Source organism: Rugamonas fusca, assembly GCF_014042365.1.
Classification (GTDB): domain Bacteria; phylum Pseudomonadota; class Gammaproteobacteria; order Burkholderiales; family Burkholderiaceae_D; genus Rugamonas; species Rugamonas fusca.
The window spans coordinates 12,511-35,314 of the sequence record NZ_JACEZS010000002.1 but is presented as its reverse complement, the minus strand read 5'-3'; the positions used below and the strand labels follow the sequence as shown (position 1 = coordinate 35,314).

Sequence of the window (22,804 nt, the reverse complement as noted above, 5' to 3'; positions counted from 1 at the left end):
CATTGTGATCGCTGGCGTTGCGGGCATGATTCCCCATGTAAAATGGCGACCGATGGCGCACCGCGCCCCAGCCGCATTCGCATCATAGTAGAGGTATTTCCCATGCGCAACAAATCTATTGTAACCCGATTCGCGCCCGTGTTGCTCATCGGAATTTTCACGATGGCCAAGGGGGCGCCCGTCGGCCCCGAGCAAATGTTGGCGCAAGTGCAGCAAGCGGCCCGCGCCCACGTGCTGGCGCAGGCGGCCAGCGCCGGGCTGAGCGCGCCGCTGGCGGAAGTGACGGTGGTGCGCGGCAGCCGGCCGCTGGCCGCCTGCGGCCGGGCCGTCACGGTGGAAGCGGTCGACACGCGGCAACCGCTGCGCATGCGTTTCGCGGCCGTGTGCCCGGGCGCCGATGGCTGGCGGTATGAATTCGTGGTGCGGGCCCAGGTGTCGGCCCCGGTGGTGGTGAGCGCCACGGACGTGCCGGCCGGCAAGGTGTTGACGGACGAGGACTTGTTGCTCGAGCGCCACGAGCTGGTGTCGCTGACGGATGTGCTGGCCTCGCCCCAGGCGGCGCTGGGCATGAGCGGCAAGCGCACGCTGCGGGCCGGCGAAGTGCTGCGCATGGCGCTGCTGGCCGCGCCCACCGTCGTCAAGCGCGGCGACGCCGTGACCATCGTGGCGCGGCGCGACCAGATCGAGGTCAGCATGGCCGGCGAGGCGCTCGACAGCGGCGCGCGCGGCGCGCTGGTGCGCGTGCGTAACGCCAACGGCACCGTGCTGCGGGCCCGCGTGACGGGCGAGGGGACGGTGGAACCTGCCGACATGCCCGTCACGGCTCAGTCCCCCGACTGAACGGCGGAGGCGGCGCCGCGCTGCAGCCGCGCGGCCAGCTTGCCCAGCTTGTCGGCATAGGCGGGGTCGGTGGCGTAGCCGCCGTGCGCCAGGCCGCGCGCGAAGGCGTGGGCGTCGTCGCCGGCGTGCAGCGCGCCCTGGAAGCGCGGATTGCTGCTGAGCATATCGGCGTAGTCGCGGAAGGCGCTGGCCGGGTCCGGATAGCTGCGGAACCGTTCCACCTTCTTCAGGGCCGCGCCGTGCACGTATTCGGTGGTGGTGGCGTCGGCCACGGCGCCGCTCCAGCTGGCGCCCGCCTTCAGGCCGAACAGGTTGTAGCTGTCGGCGCCGCCGGCGCGCAGGGGCCGCTGGCCCCAGCCCGATTCGAGCGCCGCGTGGGCCGCCACGATGTTGGGCGACACGCCCAGCCGGGCGCCCGCTTCCTCGGCCCATGGCTGTATTGACGCGAGAAACTGTTGCTGCACTTCTGTATCGACGCCGGCCGTGGCGCCATCGATGGCGCCACCCTGGGCCTGCTGGCGCAAGGCCAGGCCGGCCGCGCTCAGGTCCAAGCCGGGCGATGGCGGCCGCGCTGACGGTGCGGCGGCCGTGCCGCCGCCGTGGGCCAGGAAGTCGGCCACCTCGTCCTGCACCTGGCGGAAGGTGGCATCGAAGCGGGCGCCGCCGGCGCTCGCGCTCCAGCCGCCGAATGCGGCGGGCAGGGCCGCCGCGGGGCGGCTCGCTTGCATGTTCGAGACGGTGGCCGCAGTCGGGGTCGTGGCCTGCGTGCCGTCAAGCTGGCGCATAGAGTTGCTCCTCGCCATGCAGCACGCGCTGCATGATGGTGTATTGCTCAACCAGCAAGTCGCTATTGCGCTTGCCCAGGCGTTTGCACTCGCGCACGCGGTGTTCCAGCGTGCGCCAATCGGCTTCCATTCTCTCCCGTGCCGGATTTTTCAGCAAGGCAAATGCCTGGGCCATGGTGCCTTGTGGGCCCAGCAAGCGTTGTACCTGCGCCACGCGCGCGGCGCGGCGCGCCTCCATGGTGTCGACCAGGGCCGTGATGGCGTCGGCCAGTTCGGTCAAGCGCGCGCTCTGGTGGCGCACGGCGCCGTCAAACTGCTGTTCCAGCAGCTCGTGCAACTGCTGGTAGGCCAGCAGGTCGGCCGCCACGCCTTGCAGCAGGGCGCGCATGGTGTCCTGGCGCGAGGCCGGGGCCGGGGCTGTTGAGGCCGTCACGACTCGCTCCCGTGGAAGCGCTGGATCAGGCCGGCCAGCTTGGCCGGGTCGAACGGCAGTTCGCCCTTGGCCAGCGCGTCGCGCAGCAGGGCCACCTTGTCGTGGTCGATATCGTCGGGCATGGCGCGCAGGGCCGCCAGGGCGGGCTGCAGTACGGCCGACTGCAGCGGCGCCGGCGCCGGGGCCGGCGCGGCCGGCGCGGCCGCCTCGGCCGGGGCGCTGTCGGCCACGCGCTGGACGGCCAGACCGTCCGGGCTTGCGGTGGAAATTCTCATGCGGCTGCCTCGTGTCGGTTTGGTTTCCATGTCAGCCTGCCTGTCGCCGGCAGGGGCGTGCGGTGATGGTCTTGCTCATGCAGCGTTACCTCGGGTGGACTTGCTTGTCGGCTTGCTTGTCGCCTTGCGGCAGCAGCCGTTCGCGCAGCTTTTGCAGCACGGTGTTGTCGGGCAGGGCCGTGTCGACCTCTTCGGTCAGGGCACTCTTGTTGTTGGGTACGCCAAACATGGCGGCGATGGTCTTGGCCTGGCCCGTGGTCAGGATCAGCAGTTCGATGCGCCGGTTCACGCCCGCGTCGGCCCGCTTGGCGTCCAGCGGCGCGCGGTCGGCCATGCCCACCACTTGCAGCACGGAATCGGGATTCATGCTGCCGGCCAAGAGCTGGGCCCGGGCCGACATGGCCCGGTTGCTCGACAGGGTCCAGTTGGAGAACGCGGAATAACTGGTGTCGGCGTACTGCAGCGAATCGGTGTGGCCGACGATCAGCATCTGGTTTTCCATGCGCGCGAACAGCGGGCCCATCTTGCGCAGCAGGGCGCGGAACTTGTCGGTGGGCACGGCGCTGCCGCGCACGAACATGCCCTGGTGGTCGGTGTCGTGCAGCATCACGCGCAAGCCATAGGGCGTGATCACGGTTTCCAGGTTGCTGGTCAGGCCGAAGTCGGCGCTCATCTGGGTCAGCGCCTTGGACAGCGCCTGCAAGTCGCTGGGGCTGTCGTACTTGACCTTGGCCGGCGTCACCACGGGCGCGGCCTCGCCGCTGGCCAGCTGGGCGCCGGGGGCGTCCGAGTTGCCCGTGCGGGGCATGGGGAAGCGTTCGATCAGGCTGCCTCGGGGGCCGCCCACCTGCTCCGGCATCACGCCCTTGCCCTGGTCGGTCTTGGCGCCGTCCGCTTCCGTGAGGATTTGCTGCAACGATTCCGTGTTGCGCGAGGCCATCAGCCACAGCACGAGGAACAGGCAGCTGAGCGCCAGGCAGAAGTCGGCGAACGCCACCTTCCACGCGCCGCCGTGTTCGTCGTGCGCGTGCTTGCCGCCGCCGCGCTTGACGATGGTCTGGTCGTGGCCCTTGTCATGCGGCTTTAGCACGGCCACCTCCGCGACGCGACGACGCTTCCGGCTCGCTGTCGCGGCCTTCCAGGTCGTTGATCCACCGTTCCAGCTGGGCGAAGCTGGGCTTGATATTGAGCGGCACCAGGCGCCGCCCGGCGTCGATGGCCAGCAGCGGCGGCTTGCCGGCCACGTGGGTCACCAGCACCACTTTCACGCATTCCTTGTTGGACGCTTCCTGGCCCACCAGCTGCTTCATCATGTTGGAGATCGGGTCCAGGATGCCGTAGCAAAAGAAGATGCCGATGAAGGTGCCCACCATGGCCGCGCCCACGTGCTCGGCGATGTCGCCCGAGCTGGCGCCTTCGCTGACGGTGTTCATGGTGATCACGATGCCCAGCACGGCGGCCAGGATGCCGAAGCCGGGCATGGCTTCGCCGATCTTGTTGAGCGACTTGGCCGGCTGGTTCAGTTCCTCGTGGATGGCTTCCAGTTCCTGGTCCAGCACGCCCTCGAGCTCGTGCGCGTTGATCTTGCCCATGGCCATCAGGCGGAAGTTGTCGACGATGAAGGCCAGCAGCTTGGGTTCCTCCAGCACGCGCGGGTAGCGCTGGAACAGGGGGCTGTCCTTGGGCGCCTCGACGTGGGCGTCGAGCGCCTTGAGGCCGCCGGCGGCCAGTTGCAGCAGCTCGTACATCAGCAGCAGCAACTGGCGCTGGAATTCCGAGTCGTACTTCTTGCGAAACACGATCTTCTTGATCTGCGTGACCATCTCGGCCAGCACGTGGCGCGGGTTGCCCAGCACGATGGCGCCCAGCCCGGAGCCGGCGATGACGATCAGCTCGATCGGTTGCCAGATCTGATGGAACGAGCCGCCCATCATGAAAAAGCCGCCGAACACGCTGCCCAGTACGATGAAGATGCCGATGATTTGTTGCATGATGATGCGCCTTTCTGCTTCTAGTTCTAATCCTTGTGGTGCCCGCTGGCGTGTCAGGCGCTTTGCAGCACCGCTTTCATCTTGCCCAGGGCCGCCTTGTTCAGCTGGCAGACCCGGGCGTCGGTCAAGTCCAGCACGGCGGCGATTTCCTTGTAACTCAATTCAAACTCGTAATACATCTGCACCACGCGCTGCTCGCGTTCGTCCAGCCCGCGCAGCGCCTGTTCCAGGCTGCGCCGCACCAGCAATTGCTCCTCGGGGCTGGGCGCGCTGTCGTGGCTGACACTGTCCTGCAGCACGTCGTCGAAGCTGGCGATCGACTCGGCGTTCTCGTCGAGCTGGTAAGCCTGGTAGGCTTCGGGCGTGAGGCCCAGGCCGCTGATGATGTCCTGCTCGCTCGGTTCGCGGCCCAGCTTGCGGGTCAGTTCGCGCACGGCGTCGCGCAGCTTGTGGCTGTGCTGGCGCACGGCGCGCGGGCGCCAGTCCTGGCGCCGCAGCTCGTCGAGGATGGCGCCACGGATGCGCAGGCTGGCGTAGCTGCCAAAGGCCGCGTCCGGCGCGCCATAGCGGCGCAAGGCTTCGAGCAGGCCCATCAGGCCGATCTGCTCCATGTCGTCGCGGTCGATGGCGCCGGCCACTTGCGAATTGAGCTGGCGCACGATGCGCTTGACCAGCGGCGCGTAGGACAGCAGATGTTTCTGCTCGTCCGCCGCGCTCAGCGTCACCGTCGCCGCGCCGTCGCCATGCATGGCGCCGTAGGCGTCCGGTTCCATGTATGCCATGCCCGCCCCCTGTGTAGTCATGGCCGTCTATTCCAGGATCAGCTTGCCGATCAGGACTTCGGAAAATGGCTTGTCGCGCTTGTCGTGGGCATAGGTCTCGTCGTACGCCTTGTTCAGTTCGGCCGCGTACTGGTCGATCGTCATGGTCTGGGCCGTGGCCAGCGGCAGCGCCGACAAGGTGCGCACGGCCACGCTGCGCAGCATCGGCAATTGTTCCTTGGCCACTTTTTCCTTGTCCTCGCTGGTGGTGATCACCAGGTCGGCCGAGATGTAATGGGTGGCCGTGTCGCCAGGGCTGCGCTTGAGCATGATGATCACTTTTTCCACCGTCAGGTACTTGGGCGGCTTGCCATCGTCGTGGCGCTCGGCCTTCTTGGCTTCGGCCGTGCCGGCGGACGCGCCCTTGGACAGGTACCAGACGGCGCCGCCGGCCACACCCGCGCCGAGCACGGCCACCACCACGAACGCAATGATCATTTTCATATTCTTCATCTACAACTTACTCCCGTTCGGTCGACATGGCAAAAGAGGCGGCGGCGTCGCTGTCGTCGGACAGGGCGCGGCCTGGCGTGCGGGCTTCTTCCTGCTGGCCTTGCTGGCCACGGCCGTTGCCGTCACCGCCGGCCAGCATGCCGCGCGGCGCTGGCGAGACGGTCACGGCCACGTCGGCGAACTGGCGCTGCGACAGATCCTGGCGCACGCTATCGCCGATGCTGTTGAGCTGGCGCAGCACTTCGCTGTTGTTGGCCGACAAGGTCACCTGCAGCGCACCGGCCGTGTGGCGGATCGAGATCTCGACCCGGCCCATGTTGGGCGGATCGAGCCGGATCACGGCATGTTCGTCGTTGCGTTGCAGCTGCAACTGCAGGCGCTCGCCCAGCGCCTCGCGCAGCGGTTGCTGCCATTGTTCCGGGGTGCCGGCCAGCTTGACGCTGTCGGCGCCAGCCGGCGCCGGGCTGGCCGCGGTGAGGCTGGCGTAGATGGCGGTCGCTGCCGGTGCCGGTGCCGGTGCCGCAAAGTCGCGGCGGGCCGCCGGCATACCGTCGTCCCTGGCGGCGCCCGCCAGCGCCACGTGGGGCGCGGTGTCGGCCGCCACGCTGTCGGCTGGCGCCATGGTCCTGGTGGCGCCTCGCGCGTCCGTGCGGGCCGGCACGACGGGGGCGGGCTGGAACGGGGCCGCCGCCGTGACCGGGCTGGCCGGTATGGTGGTGGCCACGCTGGCGGCTGTCGCGGCCGGGCTTGGGGGGCTGGTGCGTGCTGCCGCTGCCGTGTCGGCTGGCGTGGCTGGCTCGCCGCTGTCGGCTGGCAGGTGTGGCCCGGCCGTGGTGGCGGCTGGCGCCACGGGGGCCGCGCTGGCCGCCAGGGCAGCCAGGGCAGTCAGGGCGACGGGGACAGTGCCGGCCGGGCGGGCGCCGGCGGCGTTGGCCGGGGCCGCCACTGGCGCGGGGGCGGCGGCGCCCGTGTCCGGGGCGGTCGCGGCCGCGCCCGGCACAGGCAGGACGGCCACCCCGGCCGCGCTCAGGTCGAGGCGGGTGCTGGCGCCGTTCAGGGAAGCGCTGGTGCTGAGCGCGTCGATGCGCAAGGTGCCGGGGGCGGCGCTGGTGACGGCGCCGGAAGCGGGCGCGGCCGACGGCAGGGCGACGGCCAGCATGGCGGCCGCCATGGAGGCCATGGCGGCGGTGGGGTCGGCGCCGGCGGCGCCTGGGCCGGCCTCGTCGGCGGCCGCTGGCACGGGGGCGTCAGCCTGCCGGGGCGCGGGTGCCGGATCGGCGTCCGTCAGGTTCAAGATCTGGGCGAACAGGGGCAGGGCGGCGGCCACGGCGCCGGCCGGGGCGGCATCGGGCGCGCTGGCGATCAGGTCGGCGCCGGCCGCTGCGACGGGCGCGGTGTTGTTGGCGCTAGTGCTGTTGTTGGTTATTAAGGTCATGCTGGAGTTCCCGGGTCGGCACTGTCGTTGGTCAAAGCGTAGGCGATCCAGCCTTCTTTATTGCTTTGCATATCGTGTAATCGTTTGCTCATGTCGGCCATGGCCACCTCGCAACGGGCGGCCGCTTGCAGGTGCAACTGGTGCAGGGCCGTCAGGGCCGCCTGCTCGGCCGGGCTCCACGGGGCCTGGCCGGCCATGGCGGGCAGGGCCGTGGCCATGGAAATATTAATCGCCGCCAGCGCCGGCCAGTCGTCGGCGGCGAGGGCGGCGCGCAGCTTGTTGGCCAGGCGTACCAGGGCCCGTTGCCTATCCATTCTTGGCCTGTACGCCCAGCCAGCCTTGCTTGATGGTGGTGAGCAGCCTGGTCACTTCGTCGATGATCTCCGGTTCCATGCTGACCCCTGCCTTGTACAGGCGCGCCGCGCAATAGTCGTACAGCTGGCCCAGGTTGGCCACCACCTCGCCGCCATGCTCGAAGTCCAGCGAGCTCGACAGGCCGTTGATGATTTCCACGCACTTGTTCAGGCTGTTGGCCTTGAGCTCATAGCGCTTGCCGACGATGTGGCCGCGCGCGCGCGCCAGTTCCTCCAGCAAGCCGTCGGTCAGCACCAGCACCAGTTCGACCGGCGTGGCGCGGGCCGTCTGGGCCTCCAGGTTGACGGCGTGGTAGGAACCGTAAGCTTCTTGATTCATCATGTTGTTCACCATTGAAAGTAAGGCGTGCGGCGGGGCAGGGGCCCCGGCCGCGTCAACTGCTACTGCTGTTCGACGAGAACAGCGCGGTAAACAGGTTGGAATTGTTGTTCATTTGCGACTGCAACTGTTGCAGCGCCGTGAATTGGCCGAGATAGCGCTTGTAGGCGCTGTCGTACTGGGTCTGCAACGTGGCCTGGCGGTCCGTCAGCGCCGCCTGCAGCTTGCTGACGGAGGTCTTGCGGGTGCCGATCTGGCCGGTGGCCGAGTTGGTCCACTGGTCCATCACCTTGTTGAGCGCGCCCAGCGCACCGCTGCCGCTGGTGCCGCTGACGCGGCCGAACAGACTGTCGAGTCCGGTCGGATTGGCGGCGATGGCCTTGGTGAGGCGGCTGCTGTCGAGCGCCAGGCTGCCGTCGCGCTGGGCCGTGATGCCGTAGGCCACCAGCGTCTGGCCATTGGCGCCCAGCGTGCGCACGGCCGCCACCATGCGGCTGCGCAGCGCGGCCACGCCGGCGTCGGCCGCGAACGGACCGGAGGCCACGCCCTTGCTGCTGTCGGCCGTCTGGGTCAGCGAATTGAGCACGGTGTTGAGCTTGTTGTAGGCGTCGACGAAGCTTTGCACATTGGCCTTGGTGGCGCTCAGGTCATTGCCCACAGTCAGCGTGACGGGCGCTGCACCGGCCGCCTGGGCCTGGGTGAACGTCATCGACACGTTATCGATCAGGTTGTAGGTGTTCGACGCTTGTTGCACCTTGGTGCCGGTGCCCTGGGCGCCGATCCACACGATGGCGTCCTGGGCGGCCGTGACGGTCTTCTGGTTGCCCGCGCCCAGCGCGGCCTTCAGGCCGGCGTCATTGACGCCCGACACGTCCAGCGAGACGGCGTTGGCCGCGCCGGTCTGGTTGGCGCTCAGCACCAGCGTGGTCTGGCCGTTGACGTTCAGGGTCGAGGCCGTCACACGCGAGTTGTTGCCGGCCGCGATGTTGATGGCGGCCGCCACTTCCTTGGCCGACAGCACGTTATCGTGGTTGGTGTCGGCGTTGGCCAGGTCGATCTGGAACGAGCTGCCGTCGGCCAGCGTGACGTTCAGGGTGCCGGCGCCGGCGGCCGTGCTGTCGGCCACGTTGCCGTAGGACACCTGGCCGGCCGTGGCCAGTTGCTCCACGTAGAACGAGTAGGTGCCGGCCACGGCGCTGGCGTTGGCGCTGGCCGTGCCCACGGCGCTGCTGAAGGTGGCGCTGTTGGCCATCACGGAGGTGGTGACCGAGGCCAGCCCGCTAATGGCCGTCTGGAACGCGCCCATGGCCGCGTTCAGCGACGTGAGCGCGCTGGCGGTGGCGTTGGCCGTGCTGGTCTGGTCATCGAGGATCGCCTTGGTGCCGGCGATATACGAGGTGGCCAGGTTGGTGGCGGTGGTGGCCGGATCGTAGGTGGGGCTGCTGATGGCGGACATGATCGTGCTCCAGGGAAAGTATTAGGAAGTGTACCTTGTTATAAGGCGACCTAAATCGTTTCCATATGAAAATAATCCGAAAAAAAAGCTGGCATGCCTGGGATTCACTTCTGGCCGCGGAACCACAGTTGCGTTGCCAGTTCGTCATGTTGCTTGCGTTCCAGGGCGTTGTGCTGCCGCTGGGCCGCTTGTTGTTGCTTGGTGAGCACCTTGTCGAGCACCTCGCGCTTGACCCAGGCCGCGTTCAGCGCCCGCTGCGACACGGCCATGTCGGCTTCGTGCATGTGCAGGTCGAGCCGGTGGTTGTCGGCCATCTGCATCACGGCTTGCTTGTAGTCGCCGCAGTTGCCGGCCAGGGCCAGCGGCAGGTTGCCGGACGCGCCGCTGTTGGTGTACAGCCCCGTCAGGCGTTCGAGGTTCTTCTGATAGCGTTCGCGCAAGCTGGTCTTTTCCGCCATTTCCGTCTGCAGGCGTTCTACCTCCGTGTTGCGCAGGGCGACCAGGGTGCTCAGATTGCGTATCATGTGTTGGCTCATGTCATCAACCTTTCAAGTTGTTCGACGCAGGCGGGGAAGGGCGCCGCTTCCTTGGTGCCCTGGCACAAATACTCTTCAATCCGGGGATGCAGCTTGACGGCCTGGTCGGTGACGGGATCGGCGCCGGGCACGTAGGCGCCCAGCGGGATCAGGTCGCGTACCCGGTCGTGGCGGGCCATGGCGGCCTTCATGGCGCGCGCGGCCTGCACGTGTTCCTTGCTGATGATCTGGTTCATGCAACGGCTGATGGAGGCGCCGATGTCGATGGCCGGGTAGTGGCCCCGTTCGGCCAGTTCGCGCGTCATCACGATGTGGCCGTCGAGGATGGCGCGCGCCGTGTCGACCACCGGGTCCTGCTGGTCGTCGCCTTCGGCCAGCACGGTGTAGATGGCGCTCATGCTGCCGGCCGGGTTCTCGCCGTTGCCGGCCGACTCCACCAGTTGCGGCAGGCTGGAGAACACGGACGGCGGGTAGCCCTTGGTGGCCGGCGGCTCGCCCAGCGCCAGCGCCACTTCGCGCAGCGCCATCGCGTAGCGCGTCAGCGAATCGACCAGCAGCAGCACGTTCTTGCCCTGGTCGCGGAAATGGGCCGCGATCGAATGGCACAGTTCGGTGGCCATGATGCGCATCAGCGGGCTTTCGTCGGCCGGGGCGATCACCAGCACGGCCTTGGCCAAGCCTTCCTTGCCCAGCGACATGTCGACAAATTCACGCACCTCGCGCGAGCGCTCGCCGATCAGGCCCACCACCACCACGTCGGCCACGGTCTGGCGCGTGATCAGGCCCAGCAGCACGGATTTGCCCACGCCGGAGCCGGCCATCAGGCCCACGCGCTGGCCCTTGCCCAGGGTCAGCATGCCGTTGATGGCGCGCACGCCCACGTCCAGCGCTTCGGTGACGGGTTTTTTCTTGAGCGGATGGATGCGCGGCGGCTGGGCCTCGAGCGGGAATTCGCCGCCCAGCTTGCCCAGCCCGTCGATCGGCTCGCCCAGGCCGTTGACCATGCGCCCCAGCCAGCCCGGGCCGATCTGCAGGCTCACCTTGTCGGGCGAGGGCAGCACGCGCGCGCCCGTGGTCAGGCCGGTGGCCTTCTTGAACGGCATCAGGAACGACAGCTTGTCGCGGAAACCGACCACCTGGGCGTCCAGCCAGGGGCCGCCCACGGTTTCGATCTGGCAGCGCTGGCCGGTGTGCAAGCGGCAACCGGCCGCTTCCAGCAGCAGGCCGGACGCGCCCACCAGCCGCCCGGTCGGGGTGGCCACGGGCACGGCGTCCAGTTCCAGATTGCGCAGCGCGTCAGCGATCATTCTTCGCTCTCGGTGTCGTCGTCGCCGCCGTCGGCAGCCTGCAGTTGATTATCGACCTGTTCCATGACGGCGGCAAGCCGTTGATGACAGCCGGCATCGACTTCGTTGTCGCCGGCCTTGATGCGGCATTCGCCCGCGTCCAGCCGGGCGTCGCCGATCAGGTTCCAGCGCTTGGCGCGCTTGGGATCGAGCTCGCTGATGCGCTTTAATTCCTCGGGGTTCAGGTAGACGTCGATCTCCTCGCGCGTGGGCGGCATGGAGGCCAGCGTCTCGTCCACCAGGGCCATGATCTGCACCGGCTGCAGGGCCAGTTCGGCCCGGATCACCTGGCGCGCCACCTTGGCCACCAGGTCCACCACTTCCTTGCGCTGGGCCGCGCGGTAGTCGGCGCGCAGCTTCTTCAGGCTTTTCAGCATGGCCTCCACGGGACGGGCCAGCTGGTCGTAGGCCACCAGCGTCTCGTGGCGGCCTTCGGTGCGGCCCTGTTCCAGGCCGGCCGCGCGGCCGGCCTCGAAGCCATCCTCCTGGCCGCGCGTCAGGCCGATCTCGTAACCGTCCCGCTGGCCCTGCTCGAAGCCCTGGCTGACCGAGGCTTGCCAGGCGGCGCCGTCGCCCGCGCTGCCGTGCGGGCGCACGCTGGCGGCCATCACTTGCGACAGGGGCGGGAAACGGTAGGGGCGGAATTGCTTCATTCGACCACCGCCTCCGCGAACAGCTGGATCTCGATTTCGCCGGCGTCGGCCAGCGCCTTGACGGTGGCCATGATTTCCTGGCGGGTCTGCTCGATGCGCGACATGGGGATGGGGCCGGCGCGCCGCATCATGTCCTCGAACGCCTGGGCCTGGCGCTTGGGCATGGTCTTGAGCACGGCGTCGCGGATCGACACTTCGGCGCCCTTGAGCGCGATGGCCCACTGTTCCAGCGGCACTTCCTCGATGATGCGGGTGAGGGCCACCTCGGACTGGGTCGACAGGATGAAGAAGTCGTACATCGACAGCTCGATCTGGGCCACCACTTCCGGGTCGTGGGCGCGCAGCAGTTCCACCATCTGGGCCCGGTTGCCGGGCAGGCGGTTGAGGATCTCGGCCGCCTGGCGTATCCCTTCCACGCTGGTGCTTTGCATGTCGAACGTGCCCAGGCAGCGCACCACCAGCTGGTCCAGTTCGAGCAGCAGGTCGCGGTCGATCTCGTCCAGGCGGGCCAGGTTCAGGAGCACCAGGTCGCGGCCCTCGACGGGCAGGGCATCGATGATCTGGCCGGCCAGCGCGGGCGGCAAGAAGGCCAGGAACACCGCTTGCATGCGCACGTGCTCGTTGGAGATGTATTCGGCCAGCCACTTGGGCGAGGCCCACTGCAGGCGCGCCATCTTGGGCCGCAGCTCGTCGCCGTAGATGCTGTTGAGCACGGTGTTGGCGATGTCGCCACCGAGCGCCAGGTCCAGCGAGCGCTTCAGGTAGCTGCGCGAGGCGCCATGCACGCCCGATTGCTGGCGGTAATCGTCAAAGAAGGTCTGCATGGCGTGCTTGACGGACTCGACCTTGATGCCGCTCATGCGCGACATGACCTGGGTCACTTCCAGCAATTCCTCGCGCGACAAACAGCGCAGCACGGCCGCGGCCGGCTCCTCGCCTATGCTCAGCAGCACGATGGCGGCCTGCTCGACCGGGGTCAGGTAGACCGGCTGTGCTTCCTGGGACTCTTGTATGCTATTGAGTTCGGCCATTTTTCTGCATCCATTGTTTGACGACTTCGGCGACGCGTTCGGGTTCCTTCTCCGCCAGCACCTTCAAGTGATCGACCATCACGTCCACCGGCGAACCGGCTGGCGGCAAGTCATAGTTTTCCAGCAGCGGCACCACCGGCATGCCGGGCACGGCGCCTTCCACGCCGGGCAGGGCGCCGGCCACGGCCGCACCGGGCAGGCCTGGCGCGCCGGCCACGGCGCCGGCCAGGGCCGGGGCGGCGCCGGCCGCCTGGGCCGCGGCCTGGGCGGCGGCCGCTTCGGCCATGCGGCGTTCGGCGGCGATGCGCACGGCCGTGGCCGGGTTGGGCGTCAGCCGTACCGTCAGCAGGCGCATCAGCGGGCGCAGGATCAGCAGGTAACCGAGCAGAGCGCCCACGGCGTACATGATCCAGGAGCTGAAATCGACCACGGTGTCGCGCTCCTGCCACCATGGCGTCAGCGGCGCCTTGGGCGGGAAGTTCATGGCCGACACCACCAGCTGGTCGCCCCGTTCGGCGTCGATACCGAGGCCGTTACGGAGGATCTTGTCGATGTTGGCGATTTCAGCGGGGCTCCAGCCGGTCTTGGGGAACGGTGCTGCGGCCTGGGCCAGCACCACGGCCACGCTGAGCTTTTGCAGGCGGCCACGGCTGCGCTTGGTCTGGATGATGCTGCGGTCGTAGGCGTACTGGCGGGTGGTGGCGTTCTTGCGGGCCGTGCCATCGTTGGGCGGGGTGGCGTCGGCCGGCTTGGCGGCGGCGGCCGGGTCGGCGGCGGCCGCCGGCGGGCGGTTCGACAGCGAGCCCGGCACGCCCATCACGAGCCGGTTGCGGTCCTGTTCCTCGCGCATGGCCTCGCTGGTGACTTTGGGATCGGCGCCGTATTTCTCGACCGTCTCCTCGACCTTGTCGTTATCGACGGCGGCCGACACGGACAGGCGGAAGTTATCCTCGCCGATGATGGGGCCGAGCAGGTTCTTGACGTTGGCCTTGACGTCGTCCTGGTAGCGTTTGCCGTTCTCGCCGCCCGAATTGGTGGCGTCATAGCCTTCGCTCAGGTCCACATGGGACGACAGCAGGTTGCCGTTCTGGTCCACCAGGCTCACGCGCTGCGGGCTCAGGCTGGCCACGCTGCCGGCCACCATATTGACGACGGCGGCGATGGCCTCGGACGACATGGTGTGCCCCGGCTTGACGGCCACCACCACGGAAGCGGACGACTTCTCGCCGTCCGACGAGATGAACGAGGTGGACTTGGCGATCGACAGGTGCACGCGGGCGTGGGCGATGGCGTCCAGCGTCATGATGGACTGGGCCAGCTCACCTTCGAGGCCGCGGCGGAAGCGCACGTCCTGCACGAACTGGGATACGCCCAGCGGGTCGTTCTTGTCCATCAGCTCCAGGCCGGCCGGCAGCTGGGCCGTGACGCCCTTGGCCGCCAGCAGCATGCGTACCTTGCCCAGCATGCTGCCGGGCACCAGCACCTGGCCGCTGTCGGGATGCAAGCGATAAGGGATGTGGTCGGTGTCGAGCACGCTCATCATGTCGGCGGCCGCCACTTTCTCGTGGGCGCCGAACACCGGCTTGTAGGACGACTGGTCGCTCCACAGGTACATCAGCACCATGGCCGTGATGCCGATGGCCAGCAGCAGCATCGGATACAGGTTCTTGAGCACGGTGGGAGGAACGGCGGGCACCGGATTGGCGCGCCAGCGCCCGAAGGCGGACTTGAGAGTGTCGATCACGTTGGGGCTTCCGCAGGCTTACAGGGGGAGTTTGATCAGTTCGTCGACGGCGCCCATCACCTTGTTGCGTACTTGCATCAACATGGAGAACGACAGGCTCGCTTCCTGGCTGGACAGCATGGCGCCGACCAGGTCGTCGCTCTTGCCGGCGTCCACATCGGCCATGCGCTGGGACGCCAGGCGGTCGTCGTCGTTGACCTTGCCGATTGCGTCGTGCATGGTCTGGGCGAAGGAAAACGCGGGCTGGGCGTGGGCCCCGCCAAACTGGGCCGCCGGGGCGATCGTGGCATGGGCCAGTTGGTCGGCCGCATTGGTGAGTGACGCCAGGTCGGCCTGGATCAGGGTCGAGATCGTGTTACTCATCTTTCCACCTCCATTCGTGCAACGTTAGTCACGCATCGTTACCATAGCCAGAATGCCGGCTGGCAGCAAGCGCCAAGTGCGGGGCCTGTGGGCCCGCTCAGTGCCGGCGTGCTGCGCGTCCGGCGTCCGTGTCGCGCACGCGTCGGACGGCTGGCATGGTTGCGTCGGTTAAAGTCTGACACGGTGGGCCGCAGGGGGAGCGGGCCACCATGATCGTCGCCTTGATCTCACGTATGGAACGGGGCCGTCGCCGGCGCCGGGCCACCGTTCCGTTTCTCTTGGGTAGAAACTATTCTTGCAAGGCAAATATCGTTATAAATCATCCATCAAGCGGCGACAGGCGCGACATTGGGTGAGAAAAACGATGCTCTTTTTCAGGCTGCGCCAAGCTTACCTGTCGGCAACTTTCCTGTAAAGCCCCAAGCGGGATTAAAATATTGATCCGTGGAAATACTGTGAAATATCATGTATCCTATGCTACCGAGATCGTCCTACTTAAAGTACGATATACCTGACAGGCCCATTTTCCGCCGGGAGCATGGGCTGGGCGCGCCGGCCCGCTGGCAGGCTGGGGTGTGTTCGGTCCAGACCACGAGATGACTACATGAAACAGACTGCGCCGTACCAAGTGCTCGACCCTTGCCTGCTGGGCAGGCCGGTGCATTTGCTGCACATTTTCGCGGCCCAGTTGCGCGACGACCTGGCCCAGGCCATGCGGCTGAACATGAACCGCCGCTACTGGGGCGCGTTCCAGGTCGAGGACGTGGCGTTCAGCCGCCTGGAAGGCCATGAGCCGCGCACGCGCTGGCTCAGCTTCGCCGCGCCGGCCGGCAACATCGCATTCTCGCTCGAGCGCAAGGTGCTGCTGAGCGTGCTCAACTTCCGCTATGGCCGCAACAAGAGCGGCGTGGCCGCGCCCATCGACGAGAGCGCCGTGCGGGTCACGGCCACCGAGGAGCGGCTCGCTGTGGTACTGGGACAACAACTGGCCGGCACCCTGGCCGGGCGTATCGAGCTGAACCTGCCGGTGTCGGACAAGGCGACGCTGGCCCCCAGCGACGAATTCAAGCCGGCCACGGGCAACCATCCGCCCAAGGGCACATGGATCATCACCGTCACCGTGACCGAAGGCGAGGGCGAGGGCGCCACCAGCGGCCGCTTCTGGTTCGCGCTCGACAAGAGCCTGATGGCCAGCGTGCTGCGCGGCCTGTTGCCGGAACGGGACCAGGCCAAGAAGAACAAGAGCGCCGGGCCGCTGGCCCAGCGTTTGCAAGTGGGGCTGCAGGGCCGGCTGGTGAGCAAGGAAGTGGCGCTGGGCAGCCTGTTCGACTTGCAGGTGGGCGACATCATCCCCATCAGCCTGCACCGGGCCGATGTCCTGCTCGACGATTCACGCCTGTTCACGGCGGCCGTCACGGAGCACAAGGGCAAACTCTGCTTAACCTCTTTTGAAGACGTCGATTAACCATGATGAATATGAACGCCAACACCCCGAGCGACGCCTTGCTGGAAGACTTGTCCGATGAAATGATCATCGACCAGGTTGGCGGCGAGCTGCACGACGTGCCCGAGCCGAAGCCGCGCCGCGACTTGCCACAGATGATGCGCAAGATCCCCGTGACGCTGACGCTGGAGGTGGGCTCGGCCCGTATTTCGCTGCAGGAGCTGATGGCCATCGGCCCCGACAGCGTGGTCGAACTCGACGTGCTGGCCGGCGAGCCGCTGGTCATCAAGGTCAACGGCACGGCCATTGGCCGCGCGGAAGTGGTGGTGGCAGGCGAGAATTACGGGCTCAAAGTGATCGACCTGGACGGACTCAATCTCGACATGATGGCGCCATGACGTGGTGCCCGATGTGGCCGGCGCCGGCGCGCCGGCGCTGGTGGCCGGCGGCCGCCTGCTTGTCCCTGTTCCTGTTGTGCTGCTGGGGGCCGGCCCAGGCCGTTGACCTGCTGGCCAATGTGGTGCCTGGGGCCAAGACCGAACTGACGGTCAAGACCCAGATCCTGATCATCATGACCTTGCTGGGCTTGCTGCCCGTGATGGTGATGATGATGACCAGCTTCACCCGCTTCGTCATCGTGCTGTCGCTGCTGCGCCAGGCGCTCGGTTTGCAGCAGGGCCTGCCCAACCGCATCATCACGGGCGTGGCCCTGATCCTTACGCTGCTGGTGATGCGCCCCATCGGCGACCAGGTGTGGACGGAAGCGTTCGTGCCCTACGACAAGGACAAGATCGGCCTCGAGGAAGCCCTCAAGATCGCGGAAAAACCCGTGTCGCGCTTCATGCTGGCCCAGACCAGCAAGGCCGCGCTGGCCCAGATCGCCCACCTGGCCGGCGAGGACAAGGTGACCGTGCCGGCCGAGCACGCTTTCACCGTCAAGCTGGCCGCCTTCGTGCTGTCGGAACTGAAGACGGCGTTCCAGATCGGCTGCATGCTGTTCATTCCCTTCCTCGTGATCGACCTGGTGGTGTCGTCGGTGCTGATGGCGATGGGCATGATGATGCTGTCGCCGCTGGTGATTTCCTTGCCGTTCAAGTTGCTGTTGTTCGTGCTGGTCGATGGCTGGACCCTGACCGTCAACACGCTCGTGACCAGCATCCAGGCTTACTGACAGGCGGACCTTATGCTTACTCCTGAAGTCGCCGTCGACCTGATCGTGGAAGCGTTGCACATCGTGATGCTGCTGGTGGTGCTGCTGGTGGTGCCGGGCCTGGTGACGGGCTTGCTGGTGGCGCTGGTGCAGGCGGCCACCCAGATCAACGAGCAAACCTTGAGTTTCCTGCCGCGCCTCCTGGTGACGCTGCTGGCCATCATCCTCATGGGACGCTGGATGTCGGGCTACCTGATGGATTTCTGCGTCTCCATCTTCCAGCGCGCCGCCACCCTGGTCGGCTAGCCACGCCCGATGGAACACCTCCTGGACCAGTTGCTGCCCATGCTCAACGCGCTGTGGTGGCCGTTCTGCCGGGTGCTGGCCATGCTGACGGCCGTGCCCGTGCTGGGCGAGGCCGTCACCCCCGTCACGGTGCGCATCCTGGCCGCGCTGGTGCTGGCCATCCTGATGCTGCCGCTCACGCAAGGGGCGGCCGTGATCGACCCCATGTCGCTGCAAGGCGTGCTGGCCACGTTCGAGCAAGCCATCATCGGCGGCGTGCTGGGGCTGGCGTTCCACTTCGCCATGTCCGTGATCGGCGTGCTCGGCTTCATGGTGTCGTCGCAGGTGGGCTTTTCCATGGCCGTCATGAACGACCCCATGAACGGCCAGTCGTCGGACGTGGTGTCGGCCCTGCTGTCGGTGCTGGCCATCATCGTGTTCTTTTCGATCGACGGCCACCTGGTGGTGGCGGCCGTGATCGGCCAGAGCTTCAAGGCCTGGCCGCTGGGCCATGGCGTCGGTCCGCTGCTGCTGCAAAGCGTGGCCTACAACGCGGCCTGGATCTTCTCGGCCGCCATGCTGCTGGCCATGCCCGTCGTGTTCTCGACGCTGGTGGTGCAGCTGGGCTTTGGTTTCCTGAACCGGGTGGCGCCCACGCTGAACCTGTTCGCGCTGGGCTTTTCCGTCATCACCCTGTTCGGCTTGCTGATGCTGGGCCAGGTGGTGCGCTTCATCCCCGAGCACTATGTGCGCATGACGGGCCAGGTACTGGAATTGATACGGCAACAGATGCAGGCGGCGGGCCATGGCTGAATCGAGCACCGGCGATAAGACAGAGAAGGCGTCACAGCAGAAGCTGAAGAAGTCGCGCCAGGAAGGGCAGGTGGTGCGCTCGCGCGACCTGTCGACGGCGATCGGCATCCTGGTCAGCCTGAAACTGTTCGTCTACCTGCTGCCGTCGTATTTCCGCCAGTTCCAGGCCATCTTCGAGCTCGGCTTCGCGCCGCTGGGCAGCGCCGGCGCCATCGACAACGCGCTCTCGGTGGTGTTCGGCGAAGCCATGTGGCTGCTGGTGCAGATGGTGCTGCCGCTGTTCGTGGTGCCCTTGTTCATCGTGCTGGGCGCCATGGTCCCCGGTGGCTGGGTGATCAGCATGCGCCACTGGGAACCGAAGCTGGAGCGCTTGAGTCCGGCGGCCAACCTGGGCCGGCTGTTCTCGTCCAAGCATGGCTTTGAATTGCTGGTGTCGATCGGCAAGGCGACGGTGCTGATCTGGGTGCTGGTGCACGTGGCCCGTTCCACCGTCAAGGATTACACCCAGCTCGAGCACATGGCCATGGGCCAGGCCATGCTGGCCGGCTCCAGCCTGATGCTCGACGGCTTGATGTCGCTGGTGTCCGTGTTTATCATTTTCGCCGTGATCGACGTGCCGGCCCAGGCGTATTTCTTCGCCCGGAACCAGCGCATGAGCAAGCAGGACATGAAGGAGGAGCACAAGAGCAACGAAGGCCGGCCCGAAGTCAAGAACCGCATCCGCCAGTTGCAGCGCCAGCTGGCCCGGCGCAGCGCCCGCAAGACCGTGCCCACGGCCGACGTGGTGATCGTCAACCCCGAGCACTACGCCGTGGCCCTGAAGTATGACCAGAGCAAGGCCGAGGCGCCCTACGTGGTGGCCAAGGGCGTGGACGAGATGGCGCTCTACATCCGCCAGCTGGCCGTGGAATTCAAGATCGAGGTGTTGCCGCTGCCGCCGCTGGCGCGCGCCATCTACAACACCAGCCAGGTCAACCAGCAGATCCCCGTGCAGTTGTACCAGGCCGTGTCGCAAGTGTTGAATTACGTGCTGCAACTGCAGGCATTCCGTACTGGACGGCGCGCCGTCCAGCCCGCATTCCCCAACGAGGTGGTCGTTCCACCTTCCATGAGCGAGGTTGTCCCCACATGAATTTCCTGAACCGCCTGGTCGCCGAAGCGCGGCGCCACAAGTTCGCCACCCCGGCCTTCCTGATGGTGGTGCTGGCCATGATCATGCTGCCACTGCCGCCGACGGTGCTGGACATCATGTTCACCTTCAACATCGTGCTGGCCCTGATCGTGATCCTGGTCAGCGTGACGGCAAGGCGGCCGCTGGACTTCTCCGTGTTCCCCACGGTGATCCTGGCCACCACCATGCTGCGGCTGACACTGAATGTGGCGTCGACGCGGGTGGTGCTGCTGCATGGCCATGAGGGCACGTCGGCGGCCGGCCTGGTGATCGAAGCGTTCGGCAAGGTCGTCATTGGCGGCAACTTCGTGGTCGGCATGGTGGTGTTCGTGATCCTGATGATCATCAACTTCGTGGTCGTCACCAAGGGCGCGGAGCGGATCTCGGAAGTGTCGGCCCGCTTCACGCTGGACGCCCTGCCGGGCAAGCAGATGGCCATCGACGCCGACCTCAACGCCGGCCTGATCAACCAGGAAAAAGCCCAGGTCCGCCGCCTGGAAGTGGCGGCCGAAGCCGACTTCTACGGCGCCATGGACGGCGCCTCCAAGTTCGTGCGCGGCGACGCCGTGGCGTCCATCCTGATCCTGATCATCAACATGGTGGGCGGGGTGGCCATTGGCGCCCTGATGCACGACCTCAGCTTCGGCGACGCCTTCCGCGAATACGCGCTGCTGACCATCGGTGACGGCCTGGTGGCCCAGATCCCGGCGCTGCTGCTGTCGGCCGCCGCCGCCATCCTCGTCACGCGCATCAGCGACGCGGGCGACTTCGAACAGCAGGTGGGCAGCCAGCTCCTGGCTTCGCCGCCGGTGATCCTGTCGGCGGCCGGCATGATGTTCGTGCTGGCCCTGGTGCCGGGCATGCCCTGGGCCATGTTCCTCACGTTCGCGGCCGTGCTGGCCTACGTCGGCTACCGGCTCAGCCAGCGCGTCAAGCAACCCGAGACGGACGCGCTGGCCGCCATCGAGGCCGCGCTGCGCGAGGAGAAGGTGGCCGAGCTGGACTGGCACAGCCTGCCGGCCGTGCAGCCGCTGCAGGTGACGCTGGGCTACAAGCTGGTGAGCCTGATCGACAAGGCCCATGGCGAGCCGCTGACCAAGCGGGTCAAGGGCGTGCGCCAGAGCCTGTCCGAAGCGATGGGCCTGCTGCTGCCGCCGATCACCGTGCGCGACGACCTGGGCTTGAAGCCCTCGCAGTACGCGGTGGTGTTGTCGGGCAGCGTGGTGGCCCAGGCCGAAGTGTTCCCGGACCGGCTGATGGCCATCCCGTCGCCCAATGTGTATGGCCAGATCGACGGCATTCCCGGCATCGAGCCGGCCTATGGCATGCCCGTCACATGGATCGAGCAGGGCGAGAAGGCCAACGCGCTGGGGCTCGGCTACCAGGTGGTGGAGGCGCCCAGCGCCATCGCCACCCACCTGTCCAAGCTGATCCGCGAATACTTGCCGGAGCTGTTCCGCCATGAGGACGTGCCGGCCATGATGGAGCGCCTGACGGCCTTGTCGCCCAAGCTGGCCGCGGCGCTCGACAAGGCGCTGACCCACACCCAGATCCTGCGCGTGTTCCGCGTCCTGCTGGCCGAGAACGTGTCGCTCAAGGATATCGTACCCATCGCCACCACCCTGGTCGACAGTTCCGAGACCACCAAGGACCCGATCCTGCTGGCGGCCGAGGTGCGCTGCGCGTTGCGGCGCCAGATCGTCACGGGCCTGTTCGGGCAGAAGACGGAGATGCAGGCCTTCAACCTGGGCGGCGAGCTGGAAAACATGTTGCTCGGCTCCCTGAACCAGGCCCGCCAGGGCGGCAAGGTGGTGCTGGACAACTACCCGATCGACCCGCACCTGCTGGCCCAGTTGCAGGTGAACATGCCGGTGGCGCGCGAGCAGATGAAGCAGCAGGCCACGCCGCCGCTGCTGCTGGTGCTGCCGCAGATCCGGCCGCTGCTGGCCCGTTACGCGCGCCTGTTCGCGCCCGGCCTGCATGTGCTGTCCTACAACGAAATCCCCGAGAACCGCGAAGTGAGCATCATCGGCACGGTCGGCTGAAAATCGGGGACGTAACACGATTTGCCCACACGGAAAGGACGGTTTCCGCCTGGATAAATGGTGTTACGTCCCCAGTTTTGCGGCAGGGATAAATAGTGTTACGTCCCGGGTTGTTACAGCTCGTCCGGCGGCAAGGGATGAGACAGCAGCACGGCCAGTTCGGCCATGGCCTTGAACACGGCCGGCGTGAGGGCGGCCAGTTGTGCCCGCTCCGGCGCATGCCGGGCCGCCAGCGGCAGTTCGCGCGTCACGCGGCAGCGGATGAAGGTCAGGCCGGTCCGGCTGACGACGGCGGCCAGTTGCGGCAGCATCTCGCGCAGGTGCTGCAAGGCCGAATTCTGCTGCGCCGCCACTTCCAGCACCACGCCCCCGGCCCACGGTTCCATCTGGATCACCACCCGCCCTATGCCGGGCAGCATCAGTTCCAGCCGCAGCGCGATGCGCGGGCCGCGCCGGCGCGGGTGTTCGTCCTCGCCTTCCTGGTCGCGGCTGACCACCCGCAGCACCAGTTGTTCCGCGCCCCACGCGTAGACGGCGAAGCGCCACGGTTCCAGCTCCGTCACCAGCGGCGGCGCACCGCGCCCCTCGCGCAGCACGGCCGGCGTGTGGTCGGCCATGAACAGGCTGGAGGGAACATGCTGGCCCTGGGCCTGCTCCTGGAGGGCGGCACGCTGCTGGCCGTAGGTGTGCACCATGACCAGCCAGGAACTGGCCAGGCTGGTCGTGTCGGGCGGCGCCCACACCAACTGGCGCGACAGGAAGACCTGGTTGGGATGCATGGCGGCCGGATCGGCTGCGCTGGGGGTGTCGGCCGCAAGCTGGGCAGCCAGCGTATCGAGCCCGGCGCGCGACAGTGGCAGGCTTTCCGCCGTATCGGCCAGCAGTTCGACGGCGGCCGGCGTGACGGGCGCCAGCGGATAGTCGCCGCCGCCGTCGCCGGCGGCCGGGCCCGTCTGCGGCTGGGGCAGCGGGGTGGGGCGGTCGGGCACGCTCAACGGAGCGGTGGTGGGGCCGATGCGGTCGAATGCCATAGTGCTAACT

The 22,804-nt window shown here is 67.2% G+C and carries 26 protein-coding genes; 8 read left to right on the top strand and 18 right to left on the bottom strand.

Features of this window, described 5'->3' with window-relative positions:
* Positions 1-138: 138 nt before the first annotated feature.
* The gene (flgA, locus tag H3H36_RS03460) at positions 139-840 is read left to right on the top strand and encodes a flagellar basal body P-ring formation chaperone FlgA (protein WP_311196567.1); all 702 of its coding nucleotides are present in this window, start codon (positions 139-141) and stop codon (positions 838-840) included.
* Here the strand turns inward: flgA and H3H36_RS03455 are convergent.
* The 17 genes from H3H36_RS03455 to fliE form a co-directional block, all read right to left on the bottom strand.
* Positions 825-1,625: a glycoside hydrolase family 73 protein gene (locus tag H3H36_RS03455; protein WP_182214118.1), complete on the bottom strand. Its 801-nt coding sequence runs from the start codon at positions 1,623-1,625 to the stop codon at positions 825-827. The two genes, flgA and H3H36_RS03455, sit on opposite strands and share 16 nt — an antisense overlap.
* Positions 1,612-2,058: a flagellar export chaperone FlgN gene (gene flgN, locus H3H36_RS03450; protein WP_311196566.1), complete on the bottom strand. Its 447-nt coding sequence runs from the start codon at positions 2,056-2,058 to the stop codon at positions 1,612-1,614. The genes H3H36_RS03455 and flgN overlap by 14 nt, the downstream gene beginning before the upstream one ends.
* Positions 2,055-2,333, bottom strand: a complete 279-nt coding sequence (locus H3H36_RS03445) for a flagellar biosynthesis anti-sigma factor FlgM (protein ID WP_182214116.1) — start codon at positions 2,331-2,333, stop codon at positions 2,055-2,057. The genes flgN and H3H36_RS03445 overlap by 4 nt, the downstream gene beginning before the upstream one ends.
* A gap of 85 nt (positions 2,334-2,418) precedes the next feature.
* Positions 2,419-3,423 carry a flagellar motor protein MotB gene (locus H3H36_RS03440; RefSeq protein ID WP_182214114.1) on the bottom strand — a complete coding sequence of 335 codons (1,005 nt, stop codon included), beginning with the start codon at positions 3,421-3,423 and terminating at the stop codon, positions 2,419-2,421.
* Complete coding sequence (gene motA / locus H3H36_RS03435; protein ID WP_182214112.1) at positions 3,407-4,324, bottom strand: flagellar motor stator protein MotA; 918 nt, start codon at positions 4,322-4,324, stop codon at positions 3,407-3,409. Before motA ends, H3H36_RS03440 begins: the two co-directional genes overlap by 17 nt.
* Positions 4,325-4,377: 53 nt before the next feature.
* Positions 4,378-5,106: a FliA/WhiG family RNA polymerase sigma factor gene (locus H3H36_RS03430; protein ID WP_182214110.1), complete on the bottom strand. Its 729-nt coding sequence runs from the start codon at positions 5,104-5,106 to the stop codon at positions 4,378-4,380.
* A 27-nt stretch (positions 5,107-5,133) separates the two neighbouring features.
* Positions 5,134-5,589 carry a flagellar basal body-associated FliL family protein gene (locus tag H3H36_RS03425; protein ID WP_311196565.1) on the bottom strand — a complete coding sequence of 152 codons (456 nt, stop codon included), beginning with the start codon at positions 5,587-5,589 and terminating at the stop codon, positions 5,134-5,136.
* Between the two features lie 16 nt (positions 5,590-5,605).
* Positions 5,606-7,033 (bottom strand): flagellar hook-length control protein FliK, encoded by a 1,428-nt coding sequence (locus H3H36_RS03420; RefSeq protein ID WP_182214105.1) that lies wholly within the window; start codon positions 7,031-7,033, stop codon positions 5,606-5,608.
* Positions 7,030-7,347 (bottom strand): hypothetical protein, encoded by a 318-nt coding sequence (locus H3H36_RS03415; RefSeq protein ID WP_182214103.1) that lies wholly within the window; start codon positions 7,345-7,347, stop codon positions 7,030-7,032. Before H3H36_RS03415 ends, H3H36_RS03420 begins: the two co-directional genes overlap by 4 nt.
* Entirely contained in the window at positions 7,340-7,729 is a 390-nt protein-coding gene (gene fliS, locus H3H36_RS03410) for a flagellar export chaperone FliS (protein ID WP_182214101.1), read from the bottom strand. Before fliS ends, H3H36_RS03415 begins: the two co-directional genes overlap by 8 nt.
* 52 nt (positions 7,730-7,781) lie before the next feature.
* On the bottom strand, positions 7,782-9,182 hold the full coding sequence (gene fliD / locus H3H36_RS03405) for a flagellar filament capping protein FliD (protein WP_182214098.1): 1,401 nt from the start codon (positions 9,180-9,182) through the stop codon (positions 7,782-7,784).
* A gap of 104 nt (positions 9,183-9,286) precedes the next feature.
* Positions 9,287-9,706, bottom strand: a complete 420-nt coding sequence (fliJ, locus tag H3H36_RS03400) for a flagellar export protein FliJ (RefSeq protein ID WP_375539567.1) — start codon at positions 9,704-9,706, stop codon at positions 9,287-9,289.
* Between the two features lie 8 nt (positions 9,707-9,714).
* Complete coding sequence (gene fliI, locus H3H36_RS03395; protein ID WP_182214094.1) at positions 9,715-11,025, bottom strand: flagellar protein export ATPase FliI; 1,311 nt, start codon at positions 11,023-11,025, stop codon at positions 9,715-9,717.
* A complete protein-coding gene (gene fliH, locus H3H36_RS03390; RefSeq protein ID WP_182214092.1) occupies positions 11,022-11,717 on the bottom strand; it encodes a flagellar assembly protein FliH in 696 nt (231 codons plus the stop codon). Before fliH ends, fliI begins: the two co-directional genes overlap by 4 nt.
* A complete protein-coding gene (locus H3H36_RS03385) occupies positions 11,714-12,748 on the bottom strand; it encodes a flagellar motor switch protein FliG (protein WP_182214089.1) in 1,035 nt (344 codons plus the stop codon). The genes fliH and H3H36_RS03385 overlap by 4 nt, the downstream gene beginning before the upstream one ends.
* A complete protein-coding gene (fliF, locus tag H3H36_RS03380; protein ID WP_182214086.1) occupies positions 12,732-14,492 on the bottom strand; it encodes a flagellar basal-body MS-ring/collar protein FliF in 1,761 nt (586 codons plus the stop codon). Before fliF ends, H3H36_RS03385 begins: the two co-directional genes overlap by 17 nt.
* A gap of 18 nt (positions 14,493-14,510) precedes the next feature.
* Positions 14,511-14,855 (bottom strand): flagellar hook-basal body complex protein FliE, encoded by a 345-nt coding sequence (fliE, locus tag H3H36_RS03375; RefSeq protein WP_182214083.1) that lies wholly within the window; start codon positions 14,853-14,855, stop codon positions 14,511-14,513.
* A gap of 604 nt (positions 14,856-15,459) precedes the next feature.
* Here fliE and H3H36_RS03370 point away from each other — a divergent pair.
* The 7 genes from H3H36_RS03370 to H3H36_RS03340 are packed head-to-tail and all read left to right on the top strand — an operon-like array spanning position 15,460 to position 21,763.
* Positions 15,460-16,320, top strand: coding sequence for a FliM/FliN family flagellar motor switch protein (locus tag H3H36_RS03370; RefSeq protein WP_182214081.1), 861 nt, complete (start codon positions 15,460-15,462; stop codon positions 16,318-16,320).
* A 2-nt stretch (positions 16,321-16,322) separates the two neighbouring features.
* On the top strand, positions 16,323-16,697 hold the full coding sequence (locus tag H3H36_RS03365; protein WP_182162639.1) for a FliM/FliN family flagellar motor switch protein: 375 nt from the start codon (positions 16,323-16,325) through the stop codon (positions 16,695-16,697).
* On the top strand, positions 16,694-17,470 hold the full coding sequence (gene fliP / locus H3H36_RS03360; RefSeq protein ID WP_229219709.1) for a flagellar type III secretion system pore protein FliP: 777 nt from the start codon (positions 16,694-16,696) through the stop codon (positions 17,468-17,470). The genes H3H36_RS03365 and fliP overlap by 4 nt, the downstream gene beginning before the upstream one ends.
* A 12-nt stretch (positions 17,471-17,482) precedes the next feature.
* Positions 17,483-17,755, top strand: coding sequence for a flagellar biosynthesis protein FliQ (gene fliQ, locus H3H36_RS03355; RefSeq protein ID WP_182214079.1), 273 nt, complete (start codon positions 17,483-17,485; stop codon positions 17,753-17,755).
* Positions 17,756-17,764: 9 nt separating this feature from the next.
* A complete protein-coding gene (locus tag H3H36_RS03350) occupies positions 17,765-18,547 on the top strand; it encodes a flagellar biosynthetic protein FliR (RefSeq protein WP_182214077.1) in 783 nt (260 codons plus the stop codon).
* Positions 18,540-19,679: an EscU/YscU/HrcU family type III secretion system export apparatus switch protein gene (locus H3H36_RS03345; RefSeq protein ID WP_182214074.1), complete on the top strand. Its 1,140-nt coding sequence runs from the start codon at positions 18,540-18,542 to the stop codon at positions 19,677-19,679. Before H3H36_RS03350 ends, H3H36_RS03345 begins: the two co-directional genes overlap by 8 nt.
* The gene (locus H3H36_RS03340) at positions 19,676-21,763 is read left to right on the top strand and encodes a flagellar biosynthesis protein FlhA (protein WP_182214072.1); all 2,088 of its coding nucleotides are present in this window, start codon (positions 19,676-19,678) and stop codon (positions 21,761-21,763) included. Before H3H36_RS03345 ends, H3H36_RS03340 begins: the two co-directional genes overlap by 4 nt.
* Positions 21,764-21,876: 113 nt before the next feature.
* On the opposite strand, the gene H3H36_RS03335 is transcribed toward H3H36_RS03340, so the two are convergent.
* The gene (locus tag H3H36_RS03335; RefSeq protein WP_182214070.1) at positions 21,877-22,794 is read right to left on the bottom strand and encodes a hypothetical protein; all 918 of its coding nucleotides are present in this window, start codon (positions 22,792-22,794) and stop codon (positions 21,877-21,879) included.
* Positions 22,795-22,804: the final 10 nt, after the last annotated feature.